This is a genomic window from Kitasatospora sp. NPDC051853, from assembly GCF_044452665.1.
In the GTDB taxonomy this organism is placed as follows: Bacteria; Actinomycetota; Actinomycetes; order Streptomycetales; family Streptomycetaceae; genus Kitasatospora.
Map to the genome: position 1 here is coordinate 463,432 of NZ_JBITBY010000002.1, position 11,513 is coordinate 474,944.

Sequence of the window (11,513 nt, forward strand, 5' to 3'; positions counted from 1 at the left end):
CTACGACGCGGGTCCGGTGGAGGCCGGTTGCGATCTTCCTCGCCCGGCGGCCGTCTTCCCGCCGTTCGACGGGGGCCACCCCCGCTGGTCGGCGGGGGCACGACCGTACTCGAACGGCCCGGACCCGCCGCGAGCGCCAACCCGGCCAGTCGGCCGCAGAGTTGACGTGATGAGAGTCACACCCCGGGGGCGCGGGTTGGCGACCACCCCGGGGGCGTGAGGAACGTACGTGGTCACACCAGGGGCGCGAGGCTCCGCTGATCTGCGGCTCCGCCGCGCGGGCGCGCGGGGGAACGGCAGCACGTACGACTGGCTCGCATGCCCCGATCCGGCACTGGGCCGCCTTCCGTACTCGCGCCCGCGCGGCGGAGCCGCACATCAGCGGAGCCTCGCGCCCCCGGGGTGACCGTGCTGCCTCGGTTGCCGGTCGGGCCAAGGTCACACGGCAGGCGGCTGCGAGCGGAGCAGGCCGAGCGCGGTGAACGGCTCGGTGATCACCCGCTCCAGCACCGGCACCGCCGAGGACCGCACCAGCGTCCGCGAGCCGAACACGGCCGGCAGGATGTCGTCGGCCACCGCCAGGCCCCGGTGGCTGCGGCGGCCGACCTCGGTGCGCAGCTCGTCCAGGTACTCCTCGGCGACCAGGATGCCGCCCGCCAGCACCACCTTGCTCGGGTTGAGCAGGTCCACGATCCCGGCCACCGCCCGGCCGACCCGGCGGGCCCGGGTGCGCAGCAGCTCCTGCGCCCGCTCGTCGCCACTGCCCGAACCGGCCGGGCGGGCCAGCGCGATCAGCCGCTCCAGGGCCAGCGAGTCGCTGCCGTCCGGGTCGTCGGCCCGACCCCGCTGGGGCAGCACCCCGAGTTCCCGGGCCCGGGCCACCAGGGCGGTGTCCGAGGCGGTGACGACCAGACAGCTCGCGCCGCAGACCGGGCAGCGCGGGGCGTCCGGGTCGTCGGTGGCGGGCAGGTGCTCGATCGCCCCGGCGGCCGCGCCCGGGCCTCGGTGCACGGTGCGGTCCACCACGATCGCGGCGCCCAGCACGTTGCCGATCATCACCAGCACGAAGTCGTCGGTCTCCCGGCCGGCGCCGAACCAGAGCTCGGCCCGGGCGATCGCGCGCACCGTCTGCTCCAGCACCACGGGGCCAGGCAGCCGGCCGTTCAGCAGCTCCAGCAGTCTGACGCCGTGCCAGCCCAGCGGGCCGTGCTCGACCACCAGGCCGCGCGCACCGTCCACCCAGCCGCCGACCGTCACGCCGGTGCCGACCAGACGGCGGCCGCCGAGGCGGTCCTTCAGGAACGCCTCCACGCCGGCGACCGCCTGCTCGACGATCCGCTCCGGGGAGAGGTCCGGCAGTTCGTGGTGCGGGAGTTCGCGCTCGGCCACCACACTGCCGTCCGGGCCGACCAGCCCGAAGGTGGTGCGCAGCAGGCCGATGTGCAGACCGAGCGCCACCACGTGGTCGCCGTCCAGCGCCAGCGGCACCCGGGGCCGGCCCTGGGTCGGCTCCACCGGGGCCAGCTCGGTGAGCAGCTCCGCCTCGATCAGGGCGGCGGTCAGTTTGGTCACGCTCGGCGCGGAGATCCCGGTGTGCCGGGCGATCTCGGCCCGCGAGACCGGGCCGTACGCCAGCACCGCGCGCAGCACCGAGGAGGCGTTGCCCTGCCGCATCAGCTCGGCGCGCTGCCCCGACGTGACCAGACCCGCGGGCGTGGGCCTGCTCTCCTGCTTCTCCACTGTTCTCCCTGCCTCCTCCCGGACACTCTAGCGATCACCCTCCGCCGCCCCTGTGGCGCGCGTCACCTCCCCGTACGTCCCGCCAAGCCGCCCGCCGCTCCCCCGCCACGCCGCTGGACGCTCCCACCAGAGACTTCCCGCCCCTCCGTGCGCGATCATCGAGGCCCCTCACCGACCCACGGGAGCTCAGCCATGGACCATCAGGTCGCCGTCGTCACCGGAGCCGGCAGCGGGGTCGGCCGCGCGGTCGCCCTCGAACTCGCCGCCCACGGCTGGCGGCTGGTCCTCGCCGGACGGCGGGCCGCCGCGCTCGACGCCGTCGCCGCCGAGGCCGCCTCCCCCGCGCTGGCCGTGCCCACCGACGTCACCGACCCGGCCGCGGTGGACGCCCTCTTCGACGCCGCCGTCTCCGCCCACGGCCGCATCGACCTGCTCTTCAACAACGCCGGCAGCTTCGGCACCCCCACCCCCGTCGAGGACCTCGCGGTGGCCGACTGGCGCGCCGTGGTCGACCTCAACCTGACCGGCGCCTTCCTCTGCGCCCAGGCCGCCTTCCGCCGGATGAAGCGTCAGACCCCGCAGGGCGGCCGCATCATCAACAACGGCTCCATCTCCGCCCACACCCCCCGCCCGCACTCCATCGCCTACACCGCGACCAAGCACGCCGTCACCGGCCTCACCAAGTCCCTCTCCCTGGAGGGCCGCCCGTACCGCATCGCCTGCGGCCAGATCGACATCGGCAACGCCGCCACCGACATGACCGCCGCCATGTCCACCGGAGTCCGCCAGGCCGACGGCCGCACCGCCCCCGAACCCACCATGTCCGTCACCGACGTCGCCCGCACCGTCCGCCACATGGCCGCCCTCCCCCTGGAGGCCAACGTCCAGTTCGCCACCGTGATGGCCACCACCATGCCCTACATCGGCCGCGGCTGACGGACCGTCGGGAACGGGACCGGCCGCCCCTCCCCCGTGCGCTGGGGGTGGGGCGGCCGGCCGTTTCGGGGAGGGTGTCAGGGGCGCCAGGTGTCGTTCAGGGTGACGGTGCCGTTGGTGGGGACGGTGGCGGTGCGGTTGGCGCCGGACTCCCAGGTGACGGCGCCGTTGGACTCCTTGCGGATGTACTTGTACTCGAAGGAAGTGCCCGCCGGCATCGTGACGTTGAGCTTCCAGACCGGGTACGAGGCCGAGGAGAGCAGCAGCGCCTTCGAGGTGTCCCAGCCGCCGAGGGCGGTGGTGTTGCCGACCACGTAGATGTTCTGGCCGTAGACGGTGGTGGCGTTGACCGCGAAGGCCGCGCCGGTGGTGGCGGGCGGCGGGGTGGCGGTGGAGCCGCCCTTGGCGCCGGCGTGCAGTGCGACCGCGTCGCCCGCGCCGATGGTGGCGGTGAAGCGGCCGTCCGAGCCGACGGTGTAACTCGCGCCCGAGCAGCTGCCGTTGGCGAAGTCGCCGTGCTGGACGTCGCAGTAGGTACCGGCCGGGAGCGAGGTCTGGAAGGTCTGGGTCAGCGCGCCGCTCTCGCGGTTGATCGCGACGTAGCCCTTGTCGCCGCGGCCGAAGCCGATCGCGTTGTTGCCGTTGGACCACCAGTTGACGATGCCGGTGCCCGCCACCGCGTTGTGGAAGCCGACCATGTTGGCCACCTGCCGCCAGGCGTGGGTGCAGTTCCAGCCGTCCTGGTAGCAGGCGTTGACGGTGCCGCCGTTCGGCGGGCCGGCGTCGTGGTCGGTGAAGGCGTAGCCGGAGTAGACGTTCGGCGAGCCGTACGGGTGGGCCAGCAGGAAGACGTTGGCCAGGGTGTAGGCGGAGCCGTCCTTGTAGGTCAGGGTGGAGCCGTTGCGCTCGGTGTCCCAGTTGTCGACGAAGGTGCGGGCCTTGTCGCTGGGCAGCAGCCCGTTGCCCCAGGTGGAGAGGTCGGATATCCGGCCGCCGTTGAAGGCGCTCTTCAGCCAGGTGCCGGAGCGGAACTCGTCCACGTCGCCGTTGCCGGTGTACTCGGACGGCTGGACGGGCTCGCCGCCGCCGTAGATGACCTCCTGGACCCAGTAGGCGTTCGGGTTGCTCATCTTCGCCTTGATGCCGGCCAGGTCGGAGGCGGCCATGTGCTTGGCGGCGTCGATCCGGAAGCCGTCCACGCCGAGCGAGAGCAGGTCGCTCAGGTAGTTGGCGATGGTCTGCTGGACGTACGCGGAGCCGGTGTTGAGGTCGGAGAGGTTGACCAGCTCGCAGTTCTGCACGTTCCAGCGGTCGTTGTAGTTGGAGATCGCCGCGCGGCAGGAGTGGAAGTCCTGGTCCTGGTAGTAGCCGGGGTAGTTGTACTTGGTGTAGTTGGTGCCGCCGGTGCCGGTGCCGGAGCCGGCCGACATGTGGTTGACCACGGCGTCGGCGATCACCTTGACGCCCGCGGCGTGACAGGTGTTCACCATCGCCTGGAACTGGGCGCGGTCGCCCAGCCGTCCGGCGATCTTGTAGCTGACGGGCTGGTAGGAGGTCCACCACTGCGCACCCTGGATGTGCTCCTGGGGCGGGGAGACCTCGACGTAGCCGTAGCCCTTGGGGCCGAGGGTGTCGGTGCAGGCCTTGGCGACGGAGTCGAAGCGCCACTCGAAGAGGGTGGCGGTGACGTCCTTGCCGCCCGGCGGGGTGGCCTGGGCGGTGGGGGCGAGCGAGAGTCCGGTGCCGAGCGAGAGCACCAGGGCGGCGGACGCGCCGAGGGCGCCGACGGCGCGGCGGGGGGAGGTGGTGACCACAGTGTCTCCAGGGGGCTGGGTGGGGCAGCCTGGGGTGGGAGGGGCTGGGGGAGCCCCTTGCTGCAAGGCCGTTGAAACTTGCTGGAAACTTGCAACGCGCTGAACCTAAGGCCGCCCATCGGGCCCGTCAAGCCTCCGGAAGGCAACGGATCGGTCACCCGGGCGGGTCTCGGCCAGATCTCCGCATTCCCGTTGACGCGGAAGTCCACCCACCGCTTCGATGATCACCGTCCGCACCCGCCCCGTCACCGACCGGAAGGCGCCCCGCCCATGAGGATCCGTCAGGCCCTGCTGGCCATCGGCATGACCGTGACCCTGTTCACCGCCACCGCCGCCACGACGGCCGCCACCGCGGCCACCCCCGCCCCGTCCTCCGTCTGCTCCACCGAGGACTTCCACGGCGACAAGCGCCTCGGCCCCGACCGACTGCCCGCCACCGGCGCGGTCGGCCGCCAACTCCGCGGCTACCAGCGCACCGGCGGCCTCGGCGAGCAGCAGTTCCTGGACACCTACTACGACGGCACCGCCGGCTCCTGGCGCTACCCGCCCGCCGACGGCTACCTCACCCTGCCCGACGGCACCCCGCTGGAGATCCAGCAGACCCTTCTCCCCGGCCAGCGGATCGACCGCTACGGCAGCGAGTACGGCGCGTACCTGGCCCCCGAGGGCCTCCCCTACCCGGCCCGCGCCCTCCCCCCGCAGTCGCTGGACAGCGACCCGGCCGGGCCCTGCAACTACCACGTCTACAAGGTCGCCAAGGCCTTCACCGTGGACGCCGGCCCGATCGCCCCGTGGTTCGGCCAGCCCGGTCACGGCTGGCAGTTCCAGCTCGACGCCCGCCACGTGCCCGGCTCCCCGGCCCGGCTCAACGTGCTCTGGCTGATCGACAACGGCTACCTCGCCCGGGTCTGACGGAACCACCGTGATACCTCTCGTCCCTCCGGAGCGTCAGGTTTCATGACGTCAGCAGGAACCACGGTCGGGCAGGGACATGGAGTTCGAGGAGTTCGCGAGTACCAGGAGCAGACGCCTGTTCCAGATCGCGTACCTGATGTGCGGGGACTGGCATCAGGCACAGGATCTGGTCCAGATCACGCTGGCGAAGATGTTCACCGTCTGGGGACGGCTGCGGCGCGGCCGGGACGAGCCCGGGCTGGACGCGTACGCGCGCAAGGTGCTGCTGCGGATGTACCTCTCGCAGCGCCGGCTGCGGCGCTCCACCGAGGTCGTCTCGGCCGAGCTGCCGGAGCAGCTGACGGCCGGTCACGGGGAGTCCGACCTACGGGTCACCCTGGTCGCCGCACTGGCCCAACTGCCGCCGCGCAACCGGGCGGTGGTGGTGCTCCGGTACCTGGAGGACCACAGCGTGGAGTCGGTGGCCGAGCTGCTGGAGTGCTCTCCCGGTGCCGTCAAGACCCTCACCACCCGCTCGCTGGCCAAGCTCCGGGGCATCCTGGGCGCGGACCGCGAACTCCTGCTGAGTCTGTGACGGAGCCCATCATGACCAGGAGCACGGACGACATGCCGCACGACCCCGGACTCGACGAACTCTTCGACGCGGTCCGCCTCATCGACGCCCCGGTCGCCGCCATGGTGGCCGAGAGCCACCGCCTGGGCCTCCGGCTCCGGCGGCGCCGCCGGCTGCGGATCGCCGGCGCGGCGCTCGCCGTGGCCGCGCTGGCCACCGTGGCCACCCCGGGCCTCTGGCCGACCGGACGGGGGGACCTCCCGGCCACCGTGGCCGCAGCACCGAGCGCGGGCACCGACAGCAACACCGGCACGACCGACCCGGAGCCCACCGCGCCGCTCAGCCGGGAGGCGATGTTCACCGTGCTCTCCCGGATGCTGCCCTCGGACAGCACGGCGGTGCTGCTGCCGCCCGACCCGACCGCGGCGGTGGCCCGGACCCGCTGGCGGCCGGCCGACGGGTACTACGAGATCGGCGTCCGGATCCGCGACGGCGGCGGCTCCGCGGACCTGCGGATCGCCCTGTCCCGGATGTCCAACGAGCACTACGACTGCCGGGACGCCAGGGGCTGCAGCAACCGCCTGCTGCCCAGCGGGGAGCGGCAGTTGGTGGAGAAGTTCGGCGACAGCCGGAAGGACCTGCTGGTGCTCTCGGTCCGCCGGGAACGGCTGGACGGGATGGCCGTCACCATCGTGACCACCAACGCCCTGAACGACCCCGACGGCACCCCGGTCGGCTCGCGCACGGCACTGCCGTACTCCTCCGACCTGCTCTGGGCCTGGACCGGCGCCCAGGAGTGGCAGGAACTGGTGCCCCGGCAGCTGACCGAGGGCACCAGGACCACCGCCTGACGGTGCCTCAGACCGCGTCCGGACCGCGCTCGCCGGTCCGGACGCGGACGATGCCGTCCACCGGGACCACCCAGACCTTGCCGTCGCCGATCTTGCCGGTACGGGCGGCGGCGACGATCGCGTCGACCACCAGGTCGGCCTCCTCGTCCTCCACCACCACCTCGATCCGCACCTTGGGCACCAGGTCGATCCGGTACTCGGCGCCCCGGTAGACCTCGGTGTGGCCGTGCTGGCGGCCGTAGCCACTGGCCTCGGTGACGGTCAGTCCGTGCACGCCGTGCGACTGCAGGGCGGTCTTCACCTCGTCCAGCTTGAAGGGCTTGACGACGGCGGTGATCAGCTTCATGACTGAGGAGCCTTCAGGACGGAGGGGGCACTGGTCACGTGGGCCGCGGCGGTGGCGCTGCCGTGGCCCAGGACGCCGTGATCGTACGCGGTCTCGGCGTGCACGGCGAGGTCCAGGCCGGTGAGTTCGTGCTCGGCGCTGGCCCGGAAGCCGAGGGTGCGGTCGATCGCCTTGCCGATCCCGTACGTCACCGCGAAGGCGTAGCCGCCGACCACCAGCACGGCCAGCAGCTGCTTGCCGATCTGCCCGAAGCCGCCGTGCAGCAGGCCCACCGGGCCGCCGGTCATCACCGCGGAGGCGAAGACGCCGATCAGCACGGTGCCGATCACCCCGGCCACCAGGTGCACGCCGACCACGTCCAGCGAGTCGTCGTAGCCGAAGCGGAACTTCCAGCTGACGGCGTAGCAGCAGACCACGCCGGCCACCGCGCCGATCACCAGGGCGCCGAGCAGGTCGACCGAGCCGCAGGAGGGGGTGATGGCGACCAGTCCGGCCACCGCGCCGGAGGCGGCGCCCAGGGTGGTGGCGTGGCCGTCCTTCTTCTTCTCCACCAGCAGCCAGCCCAGCAGGCCGGTGCAGCCGGCCGCCTGGGTGTTGAGCAGCACGGCGGCGGCGGTGCCGTTGGCGCCCAGCGCCGAGCCCGCGTTGAAGCCGAACCAGCCGAACCAGAGCAGGCCCGCGCCGAGCACCACCATCGGCAGGTTGTGCGGGCGCATGGCCTCCTTCCGGAAGCCGAGCCGGGGGCCGAGCACCAGGGCCAGGGCCAGGCCGCTGGCCCCGCAGTTGACCTCGACCACCAGGCCGCCGGCGAAGTCGAGCACGCCCAGCCGGGTGAGCAGCCAGCCGCCGGGGGCGAACACCCAGTGCGCGACGGGCACGTAGACCAGCAGCGTCCAGACCACGGTGAACAGCACCCAGGCACCGAACTTGGCGCGGTCCGCGACCGCGCCCGAGACCAGTGCGGCGGTGACGATCGCGAAGGTCAGCTGGAAGGTGGCGAACAGCAGGGTGGGGACCTTGCCGGTGAGCGAGGCGGGGGTGATCCCGGCCATCCCCAGGTGGTCGAGGCCGCCGATCAGGCCGAGCCCGCCGAGGTCCGGGCCGAAGGCCAGCGAGTAGCCGGCCACCAGCCAGACCACCGTGACGGTGGCGATCGAGACCAGGCTCATCATGATCATGTTGAGCGCGCTCTTGGTGCGGACCATGCCGCCGTAGAACAGCGCGAGCCCGGGGGTCATCAGCAGCACCAGCGCCGTGCAGGCGAGCAGCCAGGCGGTGTCGCCGGTGTCGAGCCCGGCGGGGTTCTCAGCGAGCAGCATCTGTCGGCCTTCCCGACCGGGCACCGTGGGTGGGGTTGTGCGCCGGTTGGGAGCAGAGTCTGATCGGGCCGGATTTCCGGATGCGGACGTGCGTGTTTCGGCCGCGTTTCGTGTTCCGGGGCCGTTTCCGACTGCTCACGGACGTGCCTCGGCCCGGCGGAGCGAGCTCCGCCGGGCCGAGGGTCAACTACCGCTGAGGGTGCGTCAGCTGGTGGTGATGGAGGTGTCGTCGATCAGGAAGCTGGTCGCGAGCGACGCGTCCTCGACACCGTTGAACTTCAGGGTGACGCTCTGGCCGGCGTAGGCCGAGAGGTCGAAGGTGCGCAGGTCGTACGTGGCGGTCTTGTCCACGTTCGAGTAGGTCTTCAGCGCGGTGCCGTTCACCGTCACGGTGAGCTTGTCGTAGACGGTGGAGCCGGTCTCGGCGGTGTCGATGCGCAGGTAGAACCCGAGGGTGGCCTTGCAGCCGGCCGGGATGGAGACGGTCTGGGTGGCGCTGTCGGTGTGGGCGGAGCCGTAACCGTTCAGCCAGGCCTTGTACGAGCCGGTGCGGGCGGGCTTGCTGGTGCCGTTGTCGATCACGCCCGAGGTCGTGGTCCACGTGGTGTTACCGGACTCGAAGCCCGCGTTGCCCAGCAGCTGGGCCGGGGTGCAGGTGCTGCTGGAGTCGGTCACGGCCCAGGTGAAGGTGGCCGTGCCGGTCGCGTTGACGGCGTCCTTGGCGGTCACGGTCACGGTCGAGGTGCCGAGCGCGGTCGGGGTGCCGGTGATCAGGCCCGAGGACGAGATCGACAGGCCGGCCGGCAGGCCGGTGGCGGTGAAGGTGCGCGGGGCGGTGCCGCCGCTCGCGTTGACCTGCAGGCTCACCGAGGTGTTGATCTTGGTGGACTGGTTGCCCGGGTTGGTGACGGTGACCTGGCCCGGGTTCGGCGGCACGGTACCGACGTTGACGCCGGCCCAGGCGGTGCCGACGGCGATGACCTCGGCCGAGCCGGCGCCGTACAGGTCCTTGGCCGCGTTCTCGGTCGCGGTGCGGGCCTGGGCGTAGTTGGTGGTGGAGGTCATGTAGGCGGTCAGCGCCTTGTACCAGATCGCGGCGGCCTTGTCCCGGCCGATGCCGGTCACGGTCACGTTGTTGGAGGTCGGGCTGTTGTAGCTGACCCCGTTGATGACCTTGGCGCCGCTGCCCTCGGAGAGCAGGTAGAAGAAGTGGTTGGCCGGGCCCGAGGAGTAGTGGACGTCGATGCCGCCGATGCCGGAGTACCAGGCGTCCTTCGACGAGCCGTCCTTGGAGGGCTTGTCCATGTAACGGAGCGGCGTGCCGTCCCCGTTGATGTTGATCTCCTCGCCGATCAGGTAGTCCGGCACGTCGGCGGGGAGGTTGGCGGCGAACTCCACCATGGTGCCGAAGATGTCCGAGGTGGCCTCGTTCAGGCCGCCGGACTCGCCGGAGTAGTTGAGGTTCGCGGTGTTGGAGGTGACGCCGTGGGTCATCTCGTGACCGGCCACGTCCAGGGCGGTCAGCGGGGCGTTGTTGCCCGAGCCGTCGCCGTAGGTCATGCAGAAGCAGGAGTCGTCCCAGAACGCGTTCACGTAGTTGCTGCCGTAGTGCACGCGGCTGAAGGCGCCGACACCGTCGTTGCGGATGCCGTTGCGGCCGAAGGTGTTCTTGTAGTAGTCCCAGGTCGCGCCCGCACCGAAGTGCGCGTCGACGGCGGCCGACTCCTTGTTGCTGGCCAGGCCGTTGCCCCAGGCGTCGGAGCCCGCCTTGCTGAACAGCGTCCCGTTGCCGGAGGTGCCGTTGTTCATGTTGGTGGTGTACATGTTGCCGCGCGTCGGGTCCTTGAGCTGGTAGTTCGAACCAGACATCGAGGTGCCGATGGTGACGTTGCCGACGAAGACGCCGTTGCCGGTGCCCTTGTGGATGCCCTCGAACTTGCCGATCACCTCGCCGCTCTGGGCGTCCGTCACCACGTGGGTGCGGGCCGGGGTACCGTCCGCCTCGACGCCGGAGACGACGGTCTCCCAGGCCAGCTTCGGGGCGCCGTTGGCGGCCCAGACGATCAGGCGCGGGGCGGTGTCCAGGCTGGTGCCCTGCTCGGCGGCCAGCGCGGAGGACTGCGCGGCCGGCGCGGCCAGCTTCGGCGAGGTGCTGAAACCGGTCAGCGCGTGCGAGCTCGCCTTGTCCACACCCTTGGTGAGGCCGCCGGCGGTCTGGTGGACGATCAGGTCACCGCCGAGCACCGGGAGACCGGCGAAGGTGCGCTCGTAGCGCAGGTGGCGGGATCCGTCGGAGTCGACCACGACGTCCTTGGCGATCAGCTTCTCCTGGCCGCCGAGGCCGAGGGACTGGACCAGGCCGGCACCCTGCTGGTCGGCGGAGGCGAGCAGGTTCGCCTTGCCGGCCGCGATCGGGTTGGGCTGGGAGGGGGCCTGCGGGGACGCCTGCGCCATGGTGGGCACGGCGGTCACCACCAGGGCGGTGGCGGCGGCGAGCGCGGCCATCGTCACCCGGGCGTGGGTGTAGCGGGACATGCGGACTCCTTTTCCGACCGTCCGCGGGGTGCACGGGCGGTGGAGAGAACCTGGCCGCGGGGTTGCGGCACAGCGGGGGCCCCGGGCTGCCTGTGCGACGCCCGGGTCGGTGCGTTGAAAGGAGTGGTGCTTGGTAGCGCCTTGCCTGCGCTGAACGCCGCAGCGGGGGGGTTGGGGCCCATCTCGTCGGCGGCAGGGGGAATCGTGGCAGCAAACCGTCCGTGAATGACAGATGCACGTCATGGATTGGCCGATATCCGACCCAGGCACGCGGCCCCCGCGACGGTGCCAACTCCGGTGGTGCGCAAGGGACTGGCGAAAACGCTTGTCGTCTTCCGGAACCGCTTCGCATCCGGCAGATCCGCACTGAACAGCGGCAGGATCGCCACCCGTCCGGACGGTCGGTCGGCTGCCGGAGCGGGTCGCCCCCGAACCCCGAAACAGCGCCGTCCGGCGCCCGGGTGTCACCACCTCCGGGCACCGGGCGGCGATTTCCGGCCATCC

At 71.8% G+C, this 11,513-nt stretch carries 9 protein-coding genes; 4 read left to right on the forward strand and 5 right to left on the reverse strand.

Features of this window, described 5'->3' with window-relative positions:
- Positions 1-438: 438 nt before the first annotated feature.
- Positions 439-1,740: an ROK family protein gene (locus ACIA8O_RS06770; protein ID WP_396292477.1), complete on the reverse strand. Its 1,302-nt coding sequence runs from the start codon at positions 1,738-1,740 to the stop codon at positions 439-441.
- Positions 1,741-1,932: 192 nt separating this feature from the next.
- Between ACIA8O_RS06770 and ACIA8O_RS06775 the strand changes: the two genes are divergently transcribed.
- Positions 1,933-2,676 (forward strand): SDR family oxidoreductase, encoded by a 744-nt coding sequence (locus ACIA8O_RS06775; RefSeq protein ID WP_396292478.1) that lies wholly within the window; start codon positions 1,933-1,935, stop codon positions 2,674-2,676.
- Positions 2,677-2,753: 77 nt separating this feature from the next.
- On the opposite strand, the gene ACIA8O_RS06780 is transcribed toward ACIA8O_RS06775, so the two are convergent.
- On the reverse strand, positions 2,754-4,490 hold the full coding sequence (locus ACIA8O_RS06780; protein WP_396292479.1) for a carbohydrate-binding module family 20 domain-containing protein: 1,737 nt from the start codon (positions 4,488-4,490) through the stop codon (positions 2,754-2,756).
- Between the two features lie 270 nt (positions 4,491-4,760).
- Here ACIA8O_RS06780 and ACIA8O_RS06785 point away from each other — a divergent pair, with 270 nt between their 5' ends.
- From ACIA8O_RS06785 to ACIA8O_RS06795, 3 genes are all read left to right on the forward strand, one after another.
- Positions 4,761-5,402 (forward strand): TNT domain-containing protein, encoded by a 642-nt coding sequence (locus ACIA8O_RS06785; RefSeq protein ID WP_396292480.1) that lies wholly within the window; start codon positions 4,761-4,763, stop codon positions 5,400-5,402.
- A 79-nt stretch (positions 5,403-5,481) separates the two neighbouring features.
- Positions 5,482-5,979, forward strand: a complete 498-nt coding sequence (locus tag ACIA8O_RS06790) for a SigE family RNA polymerase sigma factor (protein WP_396292481.1) — start codon at positions 5,482-5,484, stop codon at positions 5,977-5,979.
- An 11-nt stretch (positions 5,980-5,990) separates the two neighbouring features.
- Complete coding sequence (locus ACIA8O_RS06795; RefSeq protein ID WP_396292482.1) at positions 5,991-6,809, forward strand: hypothetical protein; 819 nt, start codon at positions 5,991-5,993, stop codon at positions 6,807-6,809.
- Positions 6,810-6,816: 7 nt separating this feature from the next.
- Here ACIA8O_RS06795 and ACIA8O_RS06800 read toward each other — a convergent pair whose 3' ends face one another.
- From ACIA8O_RS06800 to ACIA8O_RS06810, 3 genes are all read right to left on the reverse strand, one after another.
- A complete protein-coding gene (locus ACIA8O_RS06800) occupies positions 6,817-7,155 on the reverse strand; it encodes a P-II family nitrogen regulator (protein ID WP_396292483.1) in 339 nt (112 codons plus the stop codon).
- Positions 7,152-8,474, reverse strand: coding sequence for an ammonium transporter (locus ACIA8O_RS06805; protein ID WP_396292484.1), 1,323 nt, complete (start codon positions 8,472-8,474; stop codon positions 7,152-7,154). The genes ACIA8O_RS06800 and ACIA8O_RS06805 overlap by 4 nt, the downstream gene beginning before the upstream one ends.
- Before the next feature lie 204 nt (positions 8,475-8,678).
- Positions 8,679-11,009 (reverse strand): M4 family metallopeptidase, encoded by a 2,331-nt coding sequence (locus tag ACIA8O_RS06810; RefSeq protein WP_396292485.1) that lies wholly within the window; start codon positions 11,007-11,009, stop codon positions 8,679-8,681.
- Between the last annotated feature and the right edge of the window lie 504 nt (positions 11,010-11,513).